Raw genomic sequence first — 25,278 nt, forward strand, 5'->3', positions numbered from 1 at the left:
TTATTCTTCCCGCGCCTCAAAATCCCCGACTACACTTTGACTCTCAGATTCACCATCCGCGAAAACCGGGAGAAGACCGCCATGGGACTGCACAACACCGAAGAACTCACCGCCGCTCCCACCCACGAAGTCGAACACAGCGCCCACGACGCCTCCGCCGAAACCTACGTCTTCCCCGAATTACGCCAAAACCCGCAATCCGTCTACGAGTGCATCCACAACCAGCTCATCCTTGACGGCAACTCCCAGCAGAACCTCGCCACCTTCTGCACCACATGGATCGAGCCCGAAGTCCAGCAACTCATGGACGAGTCGGCCGACAAGAACATGATCGACAAAGACGAGTACCCGCAGACCGCAGCCATCGAAGAGCGCTGCGTCCACATGCTCGCCGATCTCTGGAACTCCCCGGAAGCCGCGACCACCATCGGCTGCTCCACCACAGGCTCCAGCGAAGCAGCCATGCTCGGCGGCCTCGCCCTCAAGTGGAACTGGCGCAAACGCCAGCGTGCCGCGGGCAGATCCACCGAAACGCCCAACCTCATCATGGGCCCCGTCCAGGTCTGCTGGCACAAGTTCTGCCGCTACTTCGACGTCGAAATCCGCGAAGTCCCCATGGAAGGCGACCGCCTCCTGCTTACCCCTGAAGAAGTCCTCAAGCGCTGCGACGAAAACACCATCGGCGTCATCGTCACCCTCGGCGTCACCTTCACGCTGCAATACGAGCCTGTAAAAGCTATCAGTGACGCCCTGGACGAGCTGGAAGCGCGCACCGGCCTGCACATCCCCGTCCACGTCGACGGAGCCAGCGGCGCATTCCTCGCCCCATTCCTCCAACCCGACCTGCTCTGGGACTTCCGCCTGCCCCGAGTCAAATCCATCAACGCCTCAGGCCACAAATTCGGACTCGCCCCGCTCGGCGTAGGCTGGGCACTCTGGCGCGAGAAACACGACCTGCCCGAAGAGCTGATCTTCGACGTCAACTACCTCGGCGGCAACATGCCCACCTTCGCGCTCAACTTCTCCCGCCCCGGCGGCGAAATCATCTGCCAGTACTACAATTTCCTCCGCCTCGGCAAAGAAGGCTATCGCGAAATCCAAACCGAATGCGCAGCCCTCGGGCGCTATCTCGCCGAAAAAATCGCCGCCCTCGGCCCATTCAAAATCATTTACGACGGCATCGGCGGCATCCCCGGCCTCTGCTGGGAACTCAAAGACCCAGCCAACGCCACCTTCACCCTCTACGACTACGCCGACCGCCTCCGCGAACGAGGCTGGCTCGTCCCCGCCTACTCCATGCCGCCAAACCGCGAAGACCTCGTCATCCAGCGCATCCTCATCCGCCACGGCTTCACTCGCGGGATGGCCAACGCGCTCCTCGAAGAAATGCAAGCCGCACTCGACCACTTCGCCGAGAACCCCGTAGACCTGACTCTCGTTGGCGCAGAATCCAGCGGACACGACCACTCCGGCCGATAAGCCATCGCACTAAAGAATTCCTTGACCTTTGTGGGCAGATAAGTCAATCTTTCTGCCCATGACAAAACTCTCCCTGCAAGCTCCCCTGTACCTTTTGCTGGCCCTCGCTGCCCTGCTCCCATCTCTCGCCCATGCGCAACCCACCCAGAAACCCACCCAGACCGCGCCTGCCGCCAAACCTAACCCGCAGCAGCAAGAAGTCGACTCTCTCGCGGCCTGCGTCAAAGCTGTCCTCGGCGGCATCCGGCCCATCGCCAACACGCGTGACGTCCGCTTCGAGGGCAAAGTCTCTGAAGCCAACGCCCTTTGCCGCGGTGGCCAGCAATCTCTCCAATTCCGCCTCACCCCCTGGGTCGACTGGCAAACCTATTGGGGCACTGGAGACATGTCTTCTCTGCCCAACATCCTCCTCAAAAACGGCCCTGCCTTTCGAGGCGTCACCGGCGCCCTCACCGATCTCGAATTCCAGCGTATCGAACTCATCAAATTCAACCTCTTCGATAACGCCGGCACCTTCCAGGAATACATCTCCGGCCGCAATGGCACCGGTGGCCCCGCGCTCAAAGTCTGGCCCGAGATGCGCCTGCCCAAAACCGACCCCAACTACGCGGCCGTCGGCGGCGACGGAACGCAGGTTTGTAAAGGCGACCTCGTACGCGGCCGCACCCTCACCGGCATCTGCAACGACGTCAAAAACCCGCTCATGGGCTCCAACGGAACGCCCTTCGCTCACAACGTCGAGTTTGAAACAGCCTTCCCCGACCGCGGCGCTAACGAATACACCCGCAACCGCCATGGCGGCCGCCTCAGCCTGCTCGAACCCGACCCGCAGGTTATCAGCCGCGTCCTCTTGACGCGCCAGCAGTCCACGCCGGACACCTGCAACGCAGGCTTCGGCCTTCCCAATAACTCTCCCAACGCCAACTGCGACTATCAGAAGGCCACCTTCTTCAACGTCCTCGCCGCCTACTGGATCCAGTTCATGACCCACGACTGGTTTTCGCACATGGAAGACGGTCACAACGGCCCGCAATACTTCGACGTCGGCTGCAAGACCAAGCTCGTCAACAACGTCGAAGTCCCGCTAACCCCCGAAGATATCCAGCAGTTAGGCTGCCGTCCCGGCGACCAGGTCGACAAAACCCTCGTCGATCAGGACACCGCGCCAAACACCTTCAAAGTAGGCGACAAAACCTACATGACCCGCGCCGCCGAAACCTTCACCAACACCAACACTGCCTGGTGGGACAGTTCCCAGATCTACGGCTTCGACGACGAATCCCTCAAGCGCGTCAAGCGCGATCCCGCCGACCCCGCAAAGCTCCTGCTCGTGCCGCTCCCCGGCGGCGATCTTTCAGCATCCGGCTATCTTCCCGTCCTCGGCCCAGACGACCCACAGCAACCCCAATGGGCTGGCCAGGAATCCGTGGCCTTCCCAGATAACTGGACCATCGGACTTAGCTTCCTGCATAACTTGTTCGTCCGCGAACATAACTCCTTCGTAACCGAATTCCGCAATCAGGCGAAACTAGCTCCGAACAAAGACTGCGGCCTCCGCGATCCATCCAATCCCAAGCGAGTTATCCGCTACAAAGACATAACTCCCGACGAATTATTCACCGCCGCACGCCTCGTAGTCGCCGCCGAAGTCGCAAAGATCCACACCATCGAGTGGACCCCGCAGCTTCTCTACAACGAGCCGCTCTATAAAGGCATGAACGGCAACTGGAACGGCCTGCTCGGCACCGGCGACCCCGACGTCTCCAAAGCCCTCTCCGACATCGTCACCAAAGACTTCGGCAAATCCAAAGACGTTGCCAAGGCAACCCAGTGGTACTCCGTATTTGCCTCCGGCCCTGGAATTTTCGGCCTCGGCAGCAAGGCCCAGCACTACGACATCACCAAGGCCGACAGCATCAACGGTGGAGTCAACCACTTCGGCTCGCCTTTCAACTTCCCCGAAGAATTCACCTCCGTCTACCGTCTGCACCCGCTCATCCCCGACCTCATCGAGTACCGCGACCTGAGCAAAGACCCCAACCAGATCATCGAAAAAGTTCCCGTCATCAGCACCTTCGAGGGCAAAGCCACCGACGCCATGCACCTGGGCGGCATGGCCAACTGGGGCCTCAGCCTTGGCCGTCAGCGCCTCGGCGCGCTCGTCCTGCACAACCATCCCCAGTTCATGCAAAACATCACACTACCACGCCTAGACACCCCCACCAAACAGATCGATCTCGCCGCACTCGACATCATTCGCGACCGCGAACACGGCGTCCCGCGCTTCAACGAATTCCGCCGTCAGTACGGCCTCCGTCAGCTCACCAGCTACGACGACTTCATGGACCCCGACGTCCGCGCGCTGCCCGCCGATGACCCCACGCGTAAGCCGCAACAACAAGCCGTCGATGAACTACGCCAACTTTACGGAACCCACACCTGCGATGCCTCCAAGGTCATCACCGACGCCCAGCTCAACGAAGACGGAACCCCCATCAACGACTGCCTCGGCCATCCCAACGGCTCCGTCATCGACAACATCGAAGACGTCGACACCGTAGTCGGCTACCTCGCCGAATTCCGTCGCCCCCACGGCTTCGCCATCTCCGAAACCCAGTTCGTCGTCTTCATCCTCAACGCCTCGCGCCGCCTCTTCAGCGACCGCTTCTTCACCTCCAGCTTCCGCCCCGAGTTCTACACGCAGCTAGGCGTCGACTGGGTCACCAACAACGGCCCCGGCCCCGCGCAAATCGAAAAAGGCGAACCCAACGGCCACACGCAGCCAGTCTCGCCCTTGAAGCGCATCCTGACCCGCAACATCCCCGAGTTAAAAGCTGAGTTAGACCCCGTAGTCAACGCTTTCGACCCCTGGGCCCGCGACCGCGGCGAGTATTACTCATTGGCATGGAAACCAAGACCCGGCGCAGAATCCGACCCAGCCTTCAAACAATAGCTGATCGGCCTAACTGAACTGTCATCCTGAGCAAAGCGAAGGATTTGTTTTTATCTCAATTACCATCCTCGCTCAACCCGACAGATCAACTCCGCAATGGCGTGGCCGATTGCAGCAATTCGGCAAATCGCTCGGCAGGCACGGGGCGGCTGAACAGGTACCCCTGCCCCATCGCGCACTCATGCTCCTGAAGGTATCGATTCTGCGCCTGTGTCTCGATACCCTCTGCCACAATAAGAAAGTTGAGACTTTTCCCAATCGCTATAATGGCGCCAACGATAGGCGAGTCTCCTGTGACATCCTCGATCTGCCGTACGAAAGACCGGTCGATCTTCAGTACATCAAAAGGAAACAGGCGGAGATAGCTCAGGCTGGAATATCCCGTGCCGAAATCGTCCAAGGCAAGCCGTATCCCCATGGCTTTCAGTTCCTGAAGCACGGCGGCCGCTGTCCCGGCATTCTTCATCAGCACTCTTTCCGTAACTTCAAACTCAATATGGTTTGCCACCACTCCGGTTTTCGCAAGAATTGCCTGAACCTCTCGAATGAAATCCTTATCCCGGAATTCGATCACCGATACATTGACGGAAATTGTCAGAGACGGCAGTCCTGCTTGCTGCCACGCACCCATCTGACGGCACGCCTCGCCAAGCACCCAACGCCCGATCGGAACAATCAGGCCGCATTCCTCGGCAATCGGCACGAATTCGGAGGGATAAATCAGTCCTCGATCCGGATGTTGCCACCGCACCAGCGCTTCCGCTGCAATGATCTCGCCGCTATCAAGCTTGACCTTGGGCTGGTATTCCAGCAGAAACTCATTCCGCTGCAGAGCCTGGCGCAAACCACTCTCGATGCGCTGCCGCTCCACCACCTTCAGATTCATCTCTGGTCTAAAGAACTGGAATTTATTGCGCCCCTCTTCCTTCGCGTGGTACATCGCCAGGTCAGCGTGTTGGACCAGCAATTCAGCATCTTCTCCGTCACCCGGAAATACACTGATGCCAATGCTGCCGCTGCTGTGCAGTTCATAACCTCCGACGGAATGAGCCGAGTTCAGGCATAACAGCAGTTTCTCCGCACTCTTGGCCGCGTCTTCCAAATGCGCAATCTCCGAAAGCAGAATCACAAACTCGTCCCCGCCCTGGCGACTGACCGTGTCGGAATGACGTACCGAAGCCACCAATCGCTTCGCGACCGACTGCAGAAGCCCGTCTCCAATTGCGTGACCAAGAGAGTCGTTGATGTATTTGAAGTGATCCAGATCCAGAAACATCACCGCCAGCGACCGATTCTCTCGCCGAGCCAAAGCGATAGCCTGAGTGATGCGGTCGCTGATCATCATCCGGTTGGGAAGCTCGGTCAGCACATCGTGCTGCGCCCGGTATGCAATTTGTCGCGACACGTCGCGAGATTCGCTTACATCTCGAAACACCAACACAGCCCCCAGGATGCGGCCCGACCGGTCGTGTATCGGCGCCGTCGAGTCCTCGATTGCGAGTTCGGTCCCATCCCGCCGCACCAGCACGCAGTTCTCCGTCAACCCCCAGGTCCGGTCTTGCTGAAGCGCTATCGCCGTTGGGTCCCGAGCAATATTCCCCGTAGCGCCGTCAATGATATGCAGGATGTCGGCAAGCGGTCTTCCCATGGCTTCCTGGCGGTTCCACCCCGTCATGGCCTCTGCGACAACATTCAGGTAAGTCACACACCCGGACAGGTCCGTCGAGAGCACCGCGTCGCCAATCGAGTTCAGCGTGACCACCGCCCGCTCTCTCTCCAGAAACAGAGCGTCTTCGATAGCCTTGCGTTCAATGGAGTTACGTAACGCCCGGGGCAAAGTGTAATTGTCAAGGTGACTGACCAGAAGGTAATCCTGCGCACCATGCTCCAGTGCTTCCACTGCGAGCGCTTCGTTGGCCTTCTCTGCGAGTATGAGGATGGGAATGTCGGACGCAGCGAAGAATAGCTTCGAGAAACCCTCCATCCCCTGACTATCGGGCAGCGATAACTCGAGCAAGACAGCCCCAACTCCTTTCTTACCAAGTCGCTCCAGTCCTTCGGTAAGCCGCCGCACCCACTCCACTTGGAAGCCTATCCCCTTTTGCACAGTAAGTGACTCGCGCACCAGTTGCGCAATCGCCGGGTTATCGCTAATTAGAAGCACAGTAGCCGGTGCTTCCTTGTTCGTTGATACCATCATCTCCTTCAGGAGAGCGCACGACCCTGAATGAAATATGTACACTTCTGCACATCCCATGAGTTACTAACCTGCCGGGTGCCCCCTCCTTGACGCGCACTTTGCGGCAAGGGCGGGATACCACAGAAGTCAGCTCTGTTCTTACTGTTGCGTTCTTGCTGTTACCCGGCAACAATTCTGACGCCGAGTTCAAAAAAAAGGCTGCGGAATCCCTTCCGCAGCCGCTCGATCACGCTCGATCCGTTCTAGTGAACCTGTTCAAACCCATCGCAACCGCTGATTGGTGTCACCTTCAGGTGCAGATCGGCATGTCTTGGATGGCCGCACTCCTCCAGAAACTTCAGATCAGCCTGATGGCTGGTCATAATGCTCACCAGAACATCGGTCTTGTGATGCTCGCCGAAGTGGGTACAAAGGCCGCATTGTCCATTCTGAACAGTTTCCATCGAGTTTTCCTCCATTTCAGTTTTTAGAATCTGAATTCGAGTTGCACGGTTGCAAACAAAGAGCGCGTGCGTAACTTTTCCCAACGTACTCCCGTTTTTGCCCCTCTGTAAATTGCCGGCCTTTCGGGCGTGATTCCCGCGCCGACGGGTAAGGTGCGGAAGGACCGTTAACGAATAGGCTTACCGCATGATCCGCGTGCCGTTGCATCGCGATGAGTAAAGGCCAGGTGTCTTCCCTTGTAACCTTCTCGATGCTTAACCCTCTAATGGGTGATGCCACAAGGTTGGCAGGAATTCGATCGATTTATTACTGAGGCTAAACATGAAGACATCCCTGGCTCTTCTGACGATCGCCGGAGTTGGCATATCCGGACTGCAGTCAGCCCACGCGGCCTACCATGCTCAGACACCTGAGTACGTTTATGTTGAATCCAACATCAAGACCCCCAACGGAAACTCCATCGAAGGCTTTGTCCGAGGCGCAAATGGTCAGCTTACACCGATTCCCGGTTCTCCCTTTCTGACAGGTGGAGCGGGGACTCAATATACAGGCGTCGGTCTCGGACCTCAAGATTCTGACCAGAATATCGTCACGAACCAGGACAATACTCTGCTCTTCGCGGTGAACTCCGGATCGGATACGATTGCGGTCTTCCATATCGGCTCCAATGGAGCTCTAACGCCTGTAGAAGGATCTCCTTTCCCTTCCGGTGGCAACGACCCGGTCAGCATCGGGTTCAGCGGAAATACACTTTTCGTGGTGAATAAGAGTGGCGACTTTGGACGTCCGTCTGCAATTCTCCCCAACTACACGATGTTCCGGGTGAGCAATAACGGCCAGCTCATCACCATCTCGGATACTGCCAACGACTCAGCGCATCACTTCGATTTGACCGTGTCGGTCGCAGTTGGAGCTTCGCCGAGTCAGGCATACACAGTGCCTGGCACTAACCTCCTTTTCGGCGATGACTTTTTGGGAGGTCTCATCCAGCGCTTTCAATTCGACTGGGGTAGTGGGTTACACCAGCTCTCGCCCCTTGCTCTTCCAGCGTCGGAGTTTTCTGATACCACCACTCCCAGACTGCCACTCGGTCTGACCAGCCACCCCCGCAACCATCTGCTGTATGTTGGATTTGTTACTGAAAACAAACTCGGCGTCTATGAGTATGGCTCCGATGGCAGCCTGAAGTTTCTACGCGCAGTTCCGAACAGCGGCCAGGCTATCTGCTGGTTGAGAACGAATCGCGCAGGGACCAGGCTCTATTCGACAGATACGGGCACAAACTCTGTCTCCGTTTATGACATTTCTGATCCCGCGTATCCTCGTGAGATCCAGAACCTCGTGTTGTCCGGCCAGGGAAACGTATTACAGTTTTCGCTGTCGACAGACGAACAAAATCTCTATGCTCTTTCGTCGCGCGGAGCTACGAGCATTCCGGAGGGCCAGGGAAATCTCCTGCACGTTCTTTCCATCGAGGAAGATGGAACGGTGCAGGAAACGGAATCGCCGATCGTATTCAATGAACCGAATGATACACGGCCGCAAGGTGTAGCCGTGGTGCCGGCAAACTAAGCAGACGCGGGGCTTGTGTCGGCAGTTCGGCAAGCCTCGTCTTTTCGCATGAGCCTCTCTTGGGGCTCTACGAGGCCATTTACTCAGGCTGGCAGATCGGAGCTTCGATAGGGGATCATCAGCGAGGCTGCCATGAGAACCTCATTCGAGCGTTTTGTTAAGGGGATATGGCCGGTGCTCCACCTATCCGTCTTCCTACCCCAACCGCCAAACTGGGTGCCCCGTCCTTGACGCAAGGGTGGCAAACCACAAAAGCCAGCCCCGTTTCTGGCTAGCCGCCTTTCTATCTGTAATTAGCAACGCAAATTGAAAACCGGAGACATCTGCTCTCACATTGCCGGGAATTACCCTCCGCAAGCGCATAATCGAAATGAGCATCTGTCCCGGCAGGCCCCAGACCACTCAGAGCAAAAAAACCGCAAAAAAAAAGTACCCAAAAAGTGCCCTAAATCGCGCTTTTAGCGCACCTCAAAATCACCATAACCCATCTGAAATGTGAGCAATACAAACCAAAAACAAGTACCCCCTACCCCCTACTCAATTAAGTTCTCCCTTTCTTCGCCATTCCCGAATGCCGGCGCGCAGCCCAATTCTGAAAGTGGCGCCCGCAAAACCGCATCAACTCCAGCAACGCGTCTCGCCGTGCGGCATCATAGAGAGGTGACCAATATCTCTACCGGACTCGCGCACGCCTACCGGGCGCTGCGCCACAGAAACTTCCGCCTTTTTTTCGCCGGACAAAGCATCTCCCTCATCGGAACGTGGATGACCCGCGTCGCCACAATGTGGCTCGTTTACCGTCTCACAAAATCCGCGGTCCTTCTTGGCACCGTAAGCTTCGCCGGCCAGATTCCGACCTTTCTGCTCGCGCCCTTCGCCGGCGTCCTCGTAGACCGCTGGAATCGTCATACCGTCCTCGTCTGGACGCAGGCGTTGGCCATGATTCAGTCGCTGGCCCTGGCATTCCTGACGCTTACCCATCGCGTCACCATCGCCGAAGTCCTCATTCTGAGCGCCATGCAGGGATGCATCAACGCCTTCGACATGCCTGGCCGCCAGACCTTCATGCTCGAAATGGTGGAGCAGCGTGACGACCTGTCGAACGCCATCGCCATCAACTCGTCCATGGTCAATCTGGCAAGGCTCGTAGGTCCATCCATCGCCGGAATCGTCATCGCAGCCAGCAGCGAAGGCTGGTGCTTCCTCGTCGATGGCGTGAGCTACATCGCTGTCATCGCATCGCTGCTGATGATGCGCCTTCCTGCGCTCAACCCTACGGCTCTGGCAGCCCGGGCCAAGCGCGCAGGCAACTCCATGGTCACGCAACTCAAAGAAGGCTGGGACTTCGTCCGTGGTTTCGTTCCCATCCGCACCATCCTGCTGCTCTTCGCACTGAACAGCCTGATGGGCTGGCCGTTCACGGTGCTCATGCCCATCTTCGCCGTCCAGGTCCTCAAAGGCGGCCCACACACCCTCGGATTCCTCATGGCGGCGCTCGGCGTCGGTTCTCTGACCTCCGCCGTCTCACTGGTGTTGAGAAAATCCGTGCGCGGCCTCCTGAAGATGATCCCGATCGCAGCTGTCATCTTCGGAGCCGGACTCGTACTCTTCGGCCTCTCGCACGTTCTCTGGCTCTCGATGATGCTTCTGCTCGTCGTCGGCTTCGGCATGATGCAGGGACTCACCGCCAGCAACACCATCATCCAGACCATCGTTCCCGAGGACAAGCGTGGCCGCGTGATGAGCTACTACACCGTCGCATTCGTCGGCATGGCCCCCTTCGGCAGCCTGCTCGCCGGTACCCTCGCCCACGCCATCGGAGCGCCCAGGACGGTGATCATAAGCGGTATCTGCTGCATCCTCGGCGGGGCCTGGTTTTTCACCCGAATGTCCGGTATTAAAGTTGTAATGCGGCCAATCTACCAACAGTTGGGAATTATTCCCGCGATGAATCTTTCACAGCTTCAGGAATCCGCTACGAAATAAACAGTCCGGACAGCCATCCCTAAGCCGCGTCTTCAGCAGGCGCGTCCGCCGGCCGGCGCGACCGTGCGCTGAATTTCAACTTCCAGATCCCGTAACCGATCCCAAGCGCCACAATCCCGACATAAGCCCACAGAATCGCGGAAGACCAGCCATCCAGTTCATGTCGCCAGAGCGTCACAATACGGCGTCCGTAAGTGACTCCCAGCCACGCCAGCAAGCCATACCGGATCGCCCGCGCCGCGCCGTAGGAAGCCAGAAATGGCCCTCGTTCCATACCAAGTGCGCCAGCCGCCAGCAGAAACGGAGTCAGCGGCACCGGAGGCGGCAGAATCGCTGAAAGGCCTACAGACCATACCCCGTGACTCTCGACCCACCCCGTAATCCTTCCCAGAAACCGCTTCGGAACGTATCGCACTAATGCCACTTTCCCGCCCTTGCGGCCCACGCCCCAGGTCAGGTATCCGCCGATCATCGAACCGGCAAAGGCGCAAAACGCAAGCCAGATCGCCAGAATGACCGTTGTCCTCCGGTGAGCCGTCAAAAGCAGCAAGAGCAGATCCGTGCTCCCAGGCAACGGCAGCGGAATCACCGAAGAATCAATAATCGCGACGCCAAATAATCCCAACCCTCCCAGACTCACCAGCCAGCGCAACAATGGAGATCGATGCGATGGCGTGCGCCGCGCGGCCCCAGTCACAGCTTTCGTTGCCGATTGCAGCCACAGGATCATCGCCTCATTGCCCAATTGCGTCATTCCTCCGACGGTCGCCCCTTGTTAGATGCAATCCAGGACCCGAGGCCTACCATGGCCAATGAAACTTAGAAAAAATACGGAGTATCCTTCCCGAAAAGACGAATTGCAACCTGTTGTCAGCAATCGCGCTCAAATACGCTATTCTGACCGCAGGGGATTTCACGCGTCCCATCCGGAACCAGTTCAGTACAAACGAAGATTTCGCAAGCAGACACTTCTTCCATATGCCCTTTGCGCTTGACAACCTCGACGTCCTCGCCAAGCGCATGCTCCTCGCTCTGCAGGAGTACACGCTTTTTTGCTGGCAAGCCGTAATCAATCTCTTTCGCTCACCGCATTACTGGCCCGATGTCATGACCCAGTGCGACCTGATCGGCGTCGGCTCTCTGCCCATCGTTGTGCTCACCGGCTTCTTTACCGGAGGTGTTCTCGCGTTGCAATCTGCGGCCTCGCTGGCGCAGTTCGGTGCGCAGGCCTACACCGGCCGTTTCGTTTCGCTCTCCATGATCCGCGAGCTTGCGCCCGTGCTCACCGGCCTCATGGTCTCCGGCCGCAACGCCAGCGGCATGGCCAGCGAACTCGGCTCCATGGTGGTCACCGAGCAGATTGACGCCATGCGCGCCCTGGGCACCGATCCCATGAAGAAGCTGGTCACCCCGCGCATGCTCTCAACCGTCGTCATGCTCTTCCTGCTGACGATCGTCTCAGACACCGTCGGCACCGCTGGAGGCTCCGCCGTGGCCGTCTTCATCAGCCACCAGAACGGCACGCAATACTACACTTCCGCCTACCAGGCCCTCGGCTACGACGATATCGCGCAGGGTCTCACCAAGCCGCTCTTCTTCGGCTTCATCATCTCCACCGTCGGCTGCTTCTTCGGCATGAAGACCACAGGCGGCACGCAGGGCGTGGGACGCGCCACCACGCAGGCCGTCGTCGTCTCCTCCGTGCTCATCATCTTCTGCGACTTCATCCTCAGCCGCGCCCTGCTCTGGCTGTACTCAGGTATCTGATCCATGGCCGAGCCGAACCCAGCCCCGAGCCACGTCCAAAACCATGTCCAGCCGGAACCTGCCCCGGTCAAAGAAGCGCAACCTGTCGTTCTCTTTGAAAACGTCTCTCTGCGCTTCGACGGTCCGCCTGTCCTCGAAAACGTAAGCTTTCGCGTAGGTTCCGGCGAAACCCGCATCCTGCTCGGCCCTGCGGGAGTTGGAAAAAGCGTCCTGCTCAAGCTGGCCAACGGTCTGCTACGCCCCGATTCCGGCCGTATCTTCCTTTTCGGCGAAGAGATCACCGCCATGCCTGAAGAAGAACTGCTCAGACTCCGCACCAGCACCGGCATGGTCTTCCAGGAAGGCGCACTTTTCGATTCGCTCACAGTACGCGACAACGTCGGCTACCAGCTCATGGAGCGCCATCTACCCGTCGCCGAGATCGACCAGCGCGTCCACGAAGCCTTGCGTTTCGTCGAGCTCGAACACACCTACGGGATGCTCCCTGCGAGCCTTTCAGGCGGAATGCGCCGCCGCGTGGCTATCGCCCGGGCCATCATCGACAAGCCCGATCTGCTCCTGTACGACTCGCCCACCGGCGGCCTCGACCCGGTTACCTCCACAACGATCATCGAACTCATCATCAAGGAACGCGACGTCTACCGCACACCATCCCTGCTGGTCACCCATCGCCTTCAGGACGCCTTCACCATGGTCTCTCACCGCTACGACAACGCCGCCAACCAGATGGTCCCCCTACCTCAGAATCAGAACAACCCCAACACCAGCTTCCTCGTCCTGCATCAGGGCAAACTCATCTTCGACGGATCGACCGATGCCCTGGTCTCCAGTGAGGACCCGTTCCTGAAAGAATTCCTGGCGTGAGCTTCAACAAACCTCGCAGACTTCCCCGCACAGCCCGTCCTCTGCTACCCTCAAGTGTTTTGGGCCACTCGCCCCATAGCATGATCGAAAGGCACAACAGATGGGCTTCAAGTTCCAAGGCGTAGACTTCCTCAAGTTCGATTCCCTGCTCAATGAAGACGAGCGCATGGTGCGCGACACCGCCCGCGCTTTCATTGAAGATAACCTCATCCCGATCATCGAAGACTGCTTCCGCGAAGGCCGTTTCCCGCGCGAACTCGTCCCGACGATGGGCGAAATGGGCTTCTTCGGAGCGAACCTGCACGGTTATGGCTGCGCCGGCATGTCCAACGTCGAATACGGCCTCGTCATGCAGGAGTTTGAGCGCGGCGACTCCGGCTTTCGCAGCTTTGTCAGCGTGCAATCCGCGCTGGTCATGTACCCCATCTACACTTTCGGCAGCGAAGAACAGAAGCAGAAATGGCTTCCCGATCTCGCCGCTGGCCGCAAACTCGGCTGCTTCGGCCTCACCGAGCCCGGCTTCGGTTCGAACCCGGGGGGCATGACCACCCGCGCCACGAAGGTAGGCGACGAATACATCCTGACCGGCGAAAAGATGTGGATCACCTCCGGCACCATCGCCGACGTCGCCATCATCTGGGCCAAAGTGACCGAAGAAGACGATAAAGTCCGCGGCTTTCTCGTAGAAACCGACCGCCCCGGCTTCCGCGCCGACGAAGTCCACGGCAAATGGTCCCTGCGCGCCTCCGTCACCGCAGGATTGTCGCTCCAGGAAGTAAGAATCCCCGCAGCCAACCTGCTTCCCGGCACTGGAGGCCTGAAGAGTCCGCTGATGTGCCTCAACCAGGCCCGCTACGGCATCAGCTGGGGAGCTATCGGCGCAGCCATGTCCTGTTACGACACCGCCCTGCAATACGCCAAAATGCGCAAACAGTTCCGCAACGAACCCATCGCCAGTCACCAATTAATTCAAGAGAAGTTAGTCTGGATGATATCGGAGATTTCAAAAGCCCAGTTGCTATCGCTGCACGCAGGCCGCATGAAAGATGCCGGAACGCTAACTCACGAAGTTATCTCCTTAGCCAAGCGCAATAACGTCTGGATGGCTCTTGAAACCGCCCGCATGGCCCGCGATATCTTAGGTGGAAACGGAATAACCGAAGATTACCCAATCATGCGCCACATGATGAACCTTGAGTCCGTCAAGACTTATGAAGGCACTCACGACATTCACGCGCTGATCATTGGTCAGCACATTACGGGCATTCCAGCGTTTTAATTCGGCGTCTTCGTGCCAAGTTCTGAGTATTCGGAGCTCAATGCTCAGAACTTGCCCGTCACAGCCAGATCCTTTGCCAGCTTCTCGTCGGCCTTGCGAAGCTCCGTCACATATTTCTCGGATGTAGTGTTCGACAGAGAATCGCGGATCGCCTTTCGATATCCACCCATATAAATCGTATAGAGCACCGCAAAGGCACATCCGACGCCGAACATGAGGCCAAGGATCAGCCCAAACAGGGCAGCCATGCCGAAGACTTCCATCGCATTGGCCCTCCCTGGCTCGTTCTAACTAAACCGCAACGACAAAGCTGTCTTCCGTGCGCGTTACCGAGTGGTACAGCGTATCGCGCTCCACAGGCACGCGCCCAGCGGCGGTGATCAGCCGGCAAAGCTCCTTGCGCGTCATTCCCTGCGGCGTGGTGGCCCCTGCGTCGTGGTAAATCTTCTCCTCGATCACCGTGCCGTCCAGATCGTCCGCGCCAAAGCGCAGCGCGATTTGCGCGATCTTCGGCGTCAGCATCTGCCAATAAGCCTTGATATGTGCGAAGTTATCCAACAGTAGCCTGCCCACTGCAACCTGGCGAATATCCGTCAATCCCGTAGTGACTGGCAGATGATCGAGCGCCGTGTTTTCGGGATGGAAGGCCAGCGGAATAAAGGTCTGAAAGCCGCCGGTCTCGTCCTGCACCTCGCGCAGTTTCAGCATATGATCGACGCGATCCTCATCGTTTTCGATGTGGCCGTAAAGCATCGTCGCATTCGACCGGAAGCCAAGCTTGTGCGCCAGCCGCGCCGTGTTCAGCCACTCGCTGCCGTCAATCTTGTGATCGCAGATGATGCTCCGCACCCGCGAAGCAAAAATCTCCGCGCCGCCGCCCGGCATCGAGTCAACACCAGCTTCGCGCATCTTGATCAGCGTATCCTCAATGCTCAGCTTCGCCCGGCGCGCCAGGAACGCAACCTCAACCATCGTGAAGGCTTTGATGTGCACCTTGGGAAACCGCTCTTTCAATCCCTTCACCAAGTCGAGGAAATACTCAAACGGCAGATCCGGATGCAGCCCGCCCACGATGTGGAACTCTGTCACCGCTTCCGTATAGCCCGAAGCAGCCGTCTCCCATGCCTCCTCCAGCGCCATCGTGTACCCAGCCGGATCGCCCTTCTTGCGTCCAAAAGCGCACAAACGGCACGCAGCCACGCAAACGTTGGTTGGGTTGATGTGCCTGTTCACATTGAAGTAGGTCACATCGCCGTGCATCCGTTCGCGCACATGGTTCGCCAGCCAGCCCACGGCCAGCACATCGCTCGTGCCGTAAAGAGCCAAGCCGTCGTCGAAGCTCAGACGTTCGCCGGCAAAGACCTTCTCCGCAATCGGCTCAATGCGAGGATCGTAGGTTCGAAAAGAATGCGTCAGTAAGGAACGACTCGGAGCTGCTGTTTCTGCCTGCATAACAAAATGATACTGGAATCGCCATAAACGGTTCAGCGATTTCCGCTCCCATGAACAAAACGTAGTCCAATTCGCAGTTATGGATGCACAGGCTCGGCGATCACCCCATCCTGCAGCGACGCGGCAAAACGCATTCCGTCTGCCGACCGCGCCAGAAAGAGCCTAAATCCCGTCTGGGTTGCCGTATATTGCAGCGTCTTTGGATCAATCGAAAAAAGCATCTGGTTGCTGCGCGAAGTAGCCAGCATCCGGCCCGTTTTCGCGTCCTGGGCAAGATCGCCAACATCCCGAATTGGAATCTTCTCCAGCCAGAACCAATTGGCGCCCTTGTCGCGAGAAAAGTAGATCCCGTCTCCGGCGCCGATCCAAAGCTCGCCATCTTTTGAGAAGGCGATCTTGCGAATGTCCTTGATTTTTGAGGGAATACCCATCGGGTCCCAGTTCTTGCCCTGGTCTTTGGAGAAAACAAGACCGGCTCTGCGCGCAGCAAGCATCTCGCCATCCCAGACCGCGACCGAATGGTACTCAGCCGATCCCATCACCAGACCGCCCTGCCACGTCGCGCCACGGTCCTTACTGGTAAACAAACCCTCCGAGGTCGCCACCAGCCATACTTCGCCTGAGAGATCGAAGTTCGCAACGCGAGAACTCATCTCTCGCGCCGGAAGCGTAATGTTCTCGATCCGATTGACGCGCCTGCCGCCAACCGTCTCCGTGACGATCTTCGTTCCGGAGTTCAGGATGCTGCTGCGCATCACCCAGTGTGGCCCATCCGAGTCCTTGCCGGAGATGTCCCCGTTCTCGAGCGCAAAAATGCCATGACTGGTTCCAGCCAGCACCGTTCCGTCCTGAGACTGAGCCAGCGTAAAAACATCCCTCCCATCCAGGCCGGTCGCAATCTGGCTCCAGTTCGCACCACTGTCGGTAGTCAAAAATACCCCGCCGTAGCTCTTGTCATTCACTACGCCCGCGAGGATGCGCCGCTGGTCACGATTGTCCGCCACCAGAGCCTCCACTTTGCGCGCCGAGAATCCCTGGTTTGACTGCGCAAAGGTCACGCCTCCATCGTCGCTCGCCAGCACTCCACTTCGGTCGGTCGCAAGCAAAATATGACCGGGCCGGGCCGGATCGAGATAGATGTCGTTGACAATCACATCGGCTCCCGTCAGCCGCTGCCATTCGTGTCCACCGTCGCGGGTGCGGTATAAACCCTCTGTCGTGCCGGCATAAACCACCTCGCGATGATGCGTATCCTGCATCAATACGCGGGTACGGCGCGCTGTCGAGGGAATGCCCTGAATCTTGTGGAAGAGTTCGCCGCCATTTTCGCTCTTGTAGATGCCGGAACAAGCGCTGGCATACACAACACTTGGCCGTTCCGGGTCGAGAATGATTGAAAAGACATCGGAATCATCAATGACGCCCTGCTTGATGTTGCGCCAGTGAGCCCCATCGTCGCTCGTCTTCCAGGGCAGGTGCCAGGTTCCGGCATAAATGACTTCGGGCTTCCGCGGATCGATCGCCAGCGATTCGACTTCGTGAATCTCCCGTGACAGGGGATTCTCCGCCGGTGGACTGATCAGATCCCATGTCGCTCCGTGATCGCGGCTCCGATATACCCCCTTGAGAGAACCTGCTACCAGCACATCAGGATTTGACGGCGCCTGCGCCAAAGACAACACTGATTGCCCTTTCAGCGCTGGAACATCCAGCCAGCTCTTGCCGCTGTCGTGACTCACGAACAGACCTCCATCCGCCTGTCCTAGCCGCCAAACGCCTGCAAAAAGAGTGGCATGGTCTGCCGCGTCCACAACAATGCTGTCGACCACGAGATCGCCTGGATCGTTTACATCGCCCACTCTGCTCAGCCGCTCCCAGGTGGTCCCGCCGTCTCGCGTCTCAAAGATCCAGTTGTCGGTGTCTCCAAGATAGAGATGCCCCGGCTCACCGGGAACAGCGGCGAAAGCACGAGCATCCCCGCCATACGGGCCAATGGACCGCCACAAAACAGGCTGCGTGTGAGATTCAGCGCGCGCAGGCCCAACGACCAGAGTCAATCCCGAAAACAGGGACAGTAGAAGCGTGGACAAGAGCAAGAAAGCATAGGATGGGAACTTCATTCCGAGCAACGAATCTCCAACAACGGGACAGGGCAGCTAATACTGAAAGCATCAGGTGCAAAAAAGAAAAGGGCTGACCGGATGAAACGGTCAGCCCCGGTATTTTCAACGAGAACTTGATTCACTTGAGACTCGATGAAAACCGGGACAGAGACTGACTTGAGCCTCCGCCCCGGTTCGGTTTCACAGCTTGCTACTGTGCGGCCGCTGCCTTTTTCCTGGGGTGATGCCTTTCAGCGAGCGGCTTGCGGGTCTGTGGCTTCACTTCCGCAGTGACCTTGGTCGCGCCAGCTACATCGAAGGTCGCGCCAGATGGCACCAGGTAGTCTTCCACCTTCTTGTCATCGCCGGTACCGGTGTAGACCGTGATGCGCGAGGCATCAATGCCCTTCTCGGTTACCAGGTAGTCCTTGGCGTTGACTGCGCGCTGTGCAGCGAAGTCCTCAGGCACGGCATGTTTCTTCGCGTGCTTCGGAGGAGCCTTCTCTTCCGCCGTCGATTCGCCAACTACGGCGAGAGCGGCATCCGACTTGCTCTGCAGTGTCAGGGCAACGTCGTCGAGGCAGGCCTTGGCTTCGTTGTCTACGCGGGTTGGACGCTTCTTGTCCTTGTCGAAGGTGAGCGAGCAGAGCGAGGAGACGGTCGGCGGCGGCGGGACATACGGAGCTTCGATTGAGATCGAGGTCGTAGAGTTCGCGCTTTGCCCCTTGTCGTCTGTCGTGGTGCAAGTCACTGTGACCGTGCCGGAGGCTGCGCCTGCCGACGAGTATGTTGCCGAGGCTCCGGTACCGCTGACAGAACCGGCGGTAGCCGAGTAGCTGTAGGTCAGAGGACGGCTCTGCGGGCTTACGCCAGTCGCCGTGATCGTGCTGGTGTCACCCGGCTTGATCGTCGACGGATTCGCCGAGCAGCTCACTGTCGGGGGCTCGAAAGCCTTCACGGTGAAGGTGGCCTGCGCGTCGGCGGACTGACCGGGCTTCGGGCCTTCCGTTACATTGCACTTGACCGTGTGCGAGCCGGGCGCAAGATTCGCCGTCGCAACCGTTGCCGTCGTGCCGGATCCAGTTACGCCCTCACCGGTAAATGTGTAAACAGCCTTAAGCTTCGGATTCAGCATGTCGGCGGTAGCCGTGATCGTTACAGGCTCGCCGGGGAACACCGATGCGGGGCTCGCCGAGCAAGCCAGCGTCACTGGAGGCGGCGGAACGATGGAGCCAATGTGCCAAACCACGCCCGCGCTCAGGCGCGCCGCGTTGATGTTCGCACGGCCACCGAATTCCACTGGGCCAAAGTCCGCATGCATGTATTCGTAATCTGCCTGGAAGAGGCGGATCGCGAGGTGGTGGTGAAACAGAGGCGTGTTGTAGTCCATGCCGCCGCCAACCGTAAGTGCCGGCCCCCAGGTATCTGCCTCGTGTTCCGGCCCACCAATATCAGCCGCTCCCACCAACGCGTGAGCGAATGGTGTAATGTCGGCAGTCGGATACCGGAAGATCAGACCGGCTGCACCCGTCACGAAGCTGTCGTTATCCTGGCCGCCTAGACTGCCATTGAACTCATGTTCGCCGATTTCGACCTGAGCACCCACGTACTTATTGAAGTAATAAGCGCCGCTAAAGATCGCGCCGACGTTCACCGACTTGTACTGAACCGGCTGGATTGATCCGTCCGACTGCTCCACCTGCACCGTGCCATGGGGCGCCAGGTAGCTATAGCCAGCGAAGATATCCCAGCGTGACGCGGAAGCGTCCGCGGGGGCCTTCGCGGCTGGCTTGTCCTGAGCAAATGCGCCCGCGGACATCATAGTGGCCGCTGCCGCAACCGCCAGAACCACAGACTTCGTAACACGAAAATTCATACGTTTCCTCCGCAACCATGCTTGAAATGCGACTGCGCCAATTCAAGTTTTCAACTCGTGGATTGTTTCGCCCGCCTGAGTACGGGCCATGAATTCTTTGAACAGAAGCAGATGAATCTTAAAACTGATGCAACAGTCTCAAGTTACCATAGGGCGAAAAGCGCGGAACACAAATTTCTTCAGTAAGTTGCCCTATGCGTTAATGTTTACAAGCGCGCCCGCTACTCCCCTGGCGAATCGCTTTGCAAGACGAACAGAACTCAGAGTCCTTCGGTCCAAGGCGTGACAAGACCTACTAACCTATGTTCAGAGCCTTCAACAGACTTCCACGCTCACGTTTGATTTTTTCCTGAAGCAATGTAATGGCGTACATAAGCTGCTCGGGACGCGGAGGACATCCGGGGACATAGACATCCACGGGAATCACCTGATTCACACCCTGAACCAACGCGTAGTTATTGAATACGCCACCTGAAGTTGCGCAGGCGCCCATCGAAATGACCCACTTGGGCTCGGGCATCTGCTCATAAAGACGCTGGATCACCGGCGCCATTTTCTGAGAAACGCGTCCAGCGATAATCATCAAATCCGATTGCCGCGGCGAAGGGCGGAACACCTCCGCGCCAAATCGCGCGATATCGAATCGAGACGCGCCCATCGACATCATCTCGATGGCGCAGCAGGCCAAGCCAAAGGTCATCGGCCATACCGAGCTCTTCCTAATCCAGTTCACAGCGAAATCCAGAGAGGTGAGAAAGACACCCTCCGGCTGCTCAAAGCCGTAACTTACCTCGCGCACCTTGGCGCGATTCCTGGCACTGCTCTCAAGTGATCCAAAGAGATACTGGTCCTTGTCCGGGCCAGTGCCCCGATTTTCGCTCGAACTCCCCGCCCCGACAGTCTCAGACATGGTTTCAAGTATACGACGCAAACGAGACATTTTGAACACTTTCCTATGTTCCTCACGCAGCTTTTCTCTGAGAGGTCCGACTAGAAGTGTCTCATTGTGCACAATTTGCCGCCGTGCTTAGGACGCCATGAGGCGTCTTCCAATCGATGGGAAGCCATAAAAATGGCGTCGAATCGAATCCAACGTAACTTTCCAAGTGCACTCGGCGGGCCGCCGCTTTGTTCCACTATGTGAGGCACATTGCTCAAGTGCGCTGCCCCATTGCCGCGCATACTCGGGAGGGTCAGCGATTCCGGCCGCAAGTTTCGCGTCGAGCACATCAAACTGCCCGTTACCCAGTTTCGTCGACTTACCAGCCATCGTCAGTAACTCGCTCGCCGCCTTACTCTGCGCCGCAGAATCCGCCTTCACGATCGCAGGAATCACGAGAGTAAATAAAAACAGACTCATACGCCTGACATTTTGAAGACTTGCACCGCTCCGCCGTGCGTCATCAGGCGTGCTGGAAGCTCTTCGCTGATTCATTCAGACTTCTTTCGGGAATCGCCCCAATTCTGCGCCGGGCGCCAATTGTCCGGATGGATTTTCTCCCAACATAGCAGTTTTACAACTACGAACCATTTCCAAATGGTCTCCTTATGTTCCCAGGCATCCTTCGCAATACAATCAATTCGAAATGAAATCTCAGTATTTAATCCGAACTCTTGTTTTCTTCTTGCTAGGGGCCGTCGGCACATCGCTGTTGCCAGTCGTTTCCCTGGCGCAAGCCGGTCCGTCCATCACTTCCCCGGCAGCGCAGCCATCCGCCAGCGCTCCGGCAACGCAAGCCCAGATCGCAGCTCTCCAAAAATCCGTCTCAGACGCGCAGGGCTCGGCCGACAACGCATGGATGCTCGTCTCAGCCGCACTCGTTCTGATGATGACCGGCCCTGGCCTGGCCCTATATTACGGCGGCCTCGTCCGCACCAAGAATGTCCTCGGGACGTTGATGCAGAGCTTTGCCATGATGGGCATCATCACCGTGCTCTGGGCGCTGGTGAGCTACTCGCTGGCCTTCGGACACGGCACAAGCTTCATCGGCGGATTCGAGCATCTCTTCCTGCGCGGTGTCGGCCTCACGCCCAACGCCGACTACGCTCCCACCATTCCCCATCAGACCTACATGATCTACCAGTTGATGTTCGCCATCATCACTCCGGCGCTCATTACTGGAGCCTTCGCCGAACGGATGAAGTTCAGCGCCATGGCCTTGTTTCTCATCCTCTGGTCGATCTTCGTCTATAGTCCCATGGCCCACATGGTCTGGGGAGTTGGCGGCCTGCTCAATGCCGCCGGGGGCCGTTTCCCTTGTCTTGACTTCGCCGGCGGTACTGTCGTGCATGTCACCTCCGGAGTCTCAGCCCTGGTCACCGCGATCTACCTCGGCAAACGCATCGGCTATCCAAAGACCGCCATGCCGCCACATTCGATGGTGCTCAGCTTCGTCGGAGCCTGCCTGCTCTGGGTAGGCTGGTTCGGATTCAACGCGGGCTCCGCGCTCAACGCCAGCGGGCTCGCCACATCCGCCTTCGTCGCCACCCACTTCGCCGCCGCAGCGGCAGCCATCAGCTGGTCCGTCGCCGAATGGATGCACAACGGCAAGCCCAGCGCGCTCGGCGCCATCTCCGGAGCCGTCGCCGGCCTCGTCGCCATCACCCCGGCCTCTGGCTTCGTCCAGCCGATGCCGGCCCTGCTCATCGGGCTGATCGCCGGAGTCTTCTGCTTCCTCATGGTCACCCGCGTCAAGAATCACTTCCGCTACGACGACTCGCTCGACGCTTTCGGCGTTCACGGAGCAGGCGGAACCCTCGGAGCGATCCTCACCGGGGTTTTCGCCGTCTCAGCCATCAACCCCATCTTCGGAAAGGATGCAAACGGAAATCCGCTGCCCACCGGAGCGATCGAAGGCAACTGGCATCAACTCGTGAATCAGTTGATTGGCATCGCCATAGCCTGGGCCATCTCCATCGTCGGAACTTTGATTCTTCTTTTTGTTATCGACAAGACTCTCGGTTTGCGCCTCTCTGCCGAAGACGAAGCTACCGGCCTCGACCTCACGCAACATGGAGAAGAAGGCTACGATTTCGGCTCTTAACCAATCCTGTCGTCATCCTTAGCGGAACGAAAATGCAACCTTCCCTGGAACGCTGCATTTTCAAAAAGAGTACCAAGGCGGATTCCTTATCGAATTGATCGCTTTATGGGATTCCGCTTTCACACCAACCTGATACGCTAGACGCTGTCAACGCGAGCAACTTTCGCGCGAGGTTTTTGGTTTTATGCAAAAGATTGAAGCAATTCTCCAGCCCTCCAAGCTGGACGCAGTCAAGGACGCCCTGCTCGAAGCAGGCATCGAGGGCATGACGATCCTGGAAGCGCGCGGTCACGGCCGCCAGAAGGGCCACACCGAGTTCTATCGCGGCCGTGAATACACCGTCGACCTCCTGCCCAAAGTTAAAATCGAAATCGTTGTGCCAGACGACCTGCGCGAAAAGACCATCGCAGCGATCATCGGCGCAGCCCGCACCGGCAAAATCGGCGACGGCAAAATCTTCGTCACACGCATCGACGAAGCCATCCGTATCCGCAACGACGAACACGGCGAATCCGCCCTTTAGACCGTCCAGATACAGCCATAGTCAAAGGCCTTACGACGAGGCCTTCGACTGCAAATCCCGGCAACAGTGGTATTGTTGATCGGCCCTCTGCTAGGCTAAATCCATGCAGATCACCGTAACCATTCCCGATGAGTTCGCCGCCCAAGTCCAGGCTCGCGGCATCACGCCGGAAAATTACGTCCAGAGATTGATCGCTGATCAGGCCTCCAAGCTGCAAACATCCGGCGCATCGCAGGAATTGACCTCTGAAGAGTTCAACGCCGCGCTGGATGCGCTTACCCGGTATTCAGACAAGATTCCCTCGCACCCTATCCAGTCATTTGCGCGTGAAAGTTTTTACGAGGACCGTGATTGATGGCCGGTTCGCTGTATTTGGCCGACACCAACATATTGATTCGCCTTGTAAAAAGGGACCATCCGGAATATCCGCTCGTGCGCGGAGCCATCAACACCCTGAAAGAAAATGGTGTCGGTCTGGGTTACACCTTGCAAAACATGGCCGAGTTTTGGAATGCCTCGACTCGCCCGAAAGAGCGAAACGGCTTTGGTCTGACGGTAGAAGAGACGGAGAATAACGCGCAGGAAATTGAGCGAATCTTCATTCCTCTGGCAGACAACGAAGCTATCTATCACAGATGGCGAACAATCGTTGTAAAGCACAGGGTATCAGGCATTCAGGTGCATGATGCGAGGCTGGCCGCGGCCATGTATGTGCACAGCATTACACACATCCTCACCTTCAACGGTTCTGACTTCAGTAGGTTTGAGGGTCTCACCGCAATCCACCCCAGCCAGATAGCCCCAAACAAGGTAAATCCATGAACAATACCTCCATCGGCAACTGGAATGACCGCTTCGCCATTCCCGCCATTGCCCAGATCGTGCCCGGCAACGGCGGCCTGCCCAAGGTGCAAATCACATCCTCTGCGGCATCCGCAGAAATCTACCTCCATGGCGCGCAGCTAACATCCTGGCAGCCGGCCGGTTCAGAGGAAGTAATCTTTCTCAGCCAGCAATCACACTGGGAAGAAGGACGCGCCATTCGCGGCGGCATCCCGATCTGCTTTCCATGGTTCCGGGCCAAGTCGGACGATGCAAAAGCTCCTGCGCACGGCTTCGTCCGCACCAAAGCCTGGAAGCTCGAAGCTCTCACCCAGGAACAGGACTCGGTTGTCATAACCCTCGCCACCGAAAGCGACGCGGAGAGCAGAAAATGGTGGCCATTCGACTTCCGCCTCGTTCATAGAATCACTGTCGGCGCCGAACTGAAGCTCGAACTGATCGTCTCCAATACCGGCTCCGCACCGTTCCATTTCGAAGAGGCCCTGCACACCTACAACCGCGTAGGAGACGCCACAAACCTTCGCATTGCCGGCCTCGATGGCGTCGCATTCCTCGACAATCGAGACGCCAACAAACAGAAGCTGCAATCGGGCGATGTCCTGCTCACTCAGGCCACCGACAACGCCTACCTCAACACCCAAAGCCCGGTCGAGATCGTCGATCCAGTTCTCAAGCGGCGTATCCGCCTGGAAAAACAGAACTCTCTCACCACAGTCGTCTGGAACCCGTGGCAGGAAGACGCCGCCAAACTCGCCGACCTGGGCGACGACGAGTGGCGACAAATGGCATGCGTGGAAGCCAGCAACATCCTCAGTGGAGCTGTCACGCTGGCCCCCGGTAAGGAACATGCGATGACGGCGATGATCCACGTCATCAACAACTCAGCGGTTTAGC

General features: G+C 57.9%; 21 protein-coding genes. 12 read left to right on the plus strand and 9 right to left on the minus strand.

The window, feature by feature from the left end; all coding sequences use genetic code 11:
- Window positions 1-81 precede the first annotated feature (81 nt).
- Entirely contained in the window at window positions 82-1,479 is a 1,398-nt protein-coding gene (locus OHL23_RS27715) for a glutamate decarboxylase (RefSeq protein WP_263355337.1), read from the plus strand.
- Window positions 1,480-1,537: 58 nt separating this feature from the next.
- Complete coding sequence (locus OHL23_RS27720; RefSeq protein WP_263355338.1) at window positions 1,538-4,432, plus strand: peroxidase family protein; 2,895 nt, start codon at window positions 1,538-1,540, stop codon at window positions 4,430-4,432.
- Between the two features lie 85 nt (window positions 4,433-4,517).
- Here the strand turns inward: OHL23_RS27720 and OHL23_RS27725 are convergent, their stop codons facing one another.
- Together OHL23_RS27725 and OHL23_RS27730 are read right to left on the minus strand one after the other, a co-directional pair.
- Window positions 4,518-6,632 carry a putative bifunctional diguanylate cyclase/phosphodiesterase gene (locus tag OHL23_RS27725; RefSeq protein WP_263355339.1) on the minus strand — a complete coding sequence of 705 codons (2,115 nt, stop codon included), beginning with the start codon at window positions 6,630-6,632 and terminating at the stop codon, window positions 4,518-4,520.
- A gap of 242 nt (window positions 6,633-6,874) precedes the next feature.
- On the minus strand, window positions 6,875-7,075 hold the full coding sequence (locus tag OHL23_RS27730) for a hypothetical protein (protein WP_263355340.1): 201 nt from the start codon (window positions 7,073-7,075) through the stop codon (window positions 6,875-6,877).
- Between the two features lie 322 nt (window positions 7,076-7,397).
- Here OHL23_RS27730 and OHL23_RS27735 point away from each other — a divergent pair, with 322 nt between their 5' ends.
- Window positions 7,398-8,648 carry a lactonase family protein gene (locus OHL23_RS27735; RefSeq protein ID WP_263355341.1) on the plus strand — a complete coding sequence of 417 codons (1,251 nt, stop codon included), beginning with the start codon at window positions 7,398-7,400 and terminating at the stop codon, window positions 8,646-8,648.
- 660 nt (window positions 8,649-9,308) lie between these two features.
- The gene (locus OHL23_RS27740) at window positions 9,309-10,634 is read left to right on the plus strand and encodes an MFS transporter (protein ID WP_263355342.1); all 1,326 of its coding nucleotides are present in this window, start codon (window positions 9,309-9,311) and stop codon (window positions 10,632-10,634) included.
- Between the two features lie 19 nt (window positions 10,635-10,653).
- On the opposite strand, the gene OHL23_RS27745 is transcribed toward OHL23_RS27740, so the two are convergent.
- Complete coding sequence (locus tag OHL23_RS27745; RefSeq protein ID WP_263355343.1) at window positions 10,654-11,388, minus strand: YqaA family protein; 735 nt, start codon at window positions 11,386-11,388, stop codon at window positions 10,654-10,656.
- A gap of 224 nt (window positions 11,389-11,612) precedes the next feature.
- Between OHL23_RS27745 and OHL23_RS27750 the strand changes: the two genes are divergently transcribed.
- From OHL23_RS27750 to OHL23_RS27760, 3 genes are all read left to right on the plus strand, one after another.
- Entirely contained in the window at window positions 11,613-12,401 is a 789-nt protein-coding gene (locus tag OHL23_RS27750; RefSeq protein ID WP_263355344.1) for an MlaE family ABC transporter permease, read from the plus strand.
- A gap of 3 nt (window positions 12,402-12,404) precedes the next feature.
- Entirely contained in the window at window positions 12,405-13,265 is an 861-nt protein-coding gene (locus OHL23_RS27755; protein WP_263355345.1) for an ABC transporter ATP-binding protein, read from the plus strand.
- Window positions 13,266-13,365: 100 nt separating this feature from the next.
- On the plus strand, window positions 13,366-14,544 hold the full coding sequence (locus OHL23_RS27760) for an acyl-CoA dehydrogenase family protein (protein WP_263355346.1): 1,179 nt from the start codon (window positions 13,366-13,368) through the stop codon (window positions 14,542-14,544).
- 44 nt (window positions 14,545-14,588) lie between these two features.
- Here the strand turns inward: OHL23_RS27760 and OHL23_RS27765 are convergent, their stop codons facing one another.
- From OHL23_RS27765 to OHL23_RS27790, 6 genes are all read right to left on the minus strand, one after another.
- Window positions 14,589-14,807, minus strand: a complete 219-nt coding sequence (locus OHL23_RS27765; RefSeq protein ID WP_263355347.1) for a hypothetical protein — start codon at window positions 14,805-14,807, stop codon at window positions 14,589-14,591.
- Between the two features lie 28 nt (window positions 14,808-14,835).
- Window positions 14,836-15,996: an aminofutalosine synthase MqnE gene (gene mqnE / locus OHL23_RS27770; RefSeq protein WP_263355348.1), complete on the minus strand. Its 1,161-nt coding sequence runs from the start codon at window positions 15,994-15,996 to the stop codon at window positions 14,836-14,838.
- Window positions 15,997-16,073: 77 nt separating this feature from the next.
- On the minus strand, window positions 16,074-18,116 hold the full coding sequence (locus OHL23_RS27775; protein WP_263355349.1) for a WD40/YVTN/BNR-like repeat-containing protein: 2,043 nt from the start codon (window positions 18,114-18,116) through the stop codon (window positions 16,074-16,076).
- A gap of 193 nt (window positions 18,117-18,309) precedes the next feature.
- On the minus strand, window positions 18,310-19,974 hold the full coding sequence (locus tag OHL23_RS27780; protein ID WP_263355350.1) for an OmpA family protein: 1,665 nt from the start codon (window positions 19,972-19,974) through the stop codon (window positions 18,310-18,312).
- A 295-nt stretch (window positions 19,975-20,269) separates the two neighbouring features.
- A complete protein-coding gene (locus OHL23_RS27785) occupies window positions 20,270-20,884 on the minus strand; it encodes an NADH-quinone oxidoreductase subunit B (RefSeq protein WP_263355411.1) in 615 nt (204 codons plus the stop codon).
- Window positions 20,885-21,001: 117 nt separating this feature from the next.
- Entirely contained in the window at window positions 21,002-21,334 is a 333-nt protein-coding gene (locus tag OHL23_RS27790) for a hypothetical protein (RefSeq protein ID WP_263355351.1), read from the minus strand.
- 292 nt (window positions 21,335-21,626) lie between these two features.
- On the opposite strand from OHL23_RS27790, the gene OHL23_RS27795 reads away from it, so the two are divergent.
- From OHL23_RS27795 to OHL23_RS27815, 5 genes are all read left to right on the plus strand, one after another.
- On the plus strand, window positions 21,627-23,018 hold the full coding sequence (locus tag OHL23_RS27795; RefSeq protein WP_396127438.1) for an ammonium transporter: 1,392 nt from the start codon (window positions 21,627-21,629) through the stop codon (window positions 23,016-23,018).
- A 184-nt stretch (window positions 23,019-23,202) separates the two neighbouring features.
- Entirely contained in the window at window positions 23,203-23,541 is a 339-nt protein-coding gene (locus OHL23_RS27800; RefSeq protein ID WP_263355353.1) for a P-II family nitrogen regulator, read from the plus strand.
- 103 nt (window positions 23,542-23,644) lie between these two features.
- Entirely contained in the window at window positions 23,645-23,896 is a 252-nt protein-coding gene (locus OHL23_RS27805; RefSeq protein WP_263355354.1) for a hypothetical protein, read from the plus strand.
- Entirely contained in the window at window positions 23,896-24,363 is a 468-nt protein-coding gene (locus tag OHL23_RS27810) for a type II toxin-antitoxin system VapC family toxin (RefSeq protein ID WP_263355355.1), read from the plus strand. Before OHL23_RS27805 ends, OHL23_RS27810 begins: the two co-directional genes overlap by 1 nt.
- Entirely contained in the window at window positions 24,360-25,277 is a 918-nt protein-coding gene (locus tag OHL23_RS27815; protein ID WP_263355356.1) for a D-hexose-6-phosphate mutarotase, read from the plus strand. The genes OHL23_RS27810 and OHL23_RS27815 overlap by 4 nt, the downstream gene beginning before the upstream one ends.
- Window position 25,278: the final 1 nt, after the last annotated feature.

Origin of the sequence: Acidicapsa acidisoli (genome assembly GCF_025685625.1) — a bacterium.
In the GTDB taxonomy this organism is placed as follows: domain Bacteria; phylum Acidobacteriota; class Terriglobia; order Terriglobales; family Acidobacteriaceae; genus Acidicapsa; species Acidicapsa acidisoli.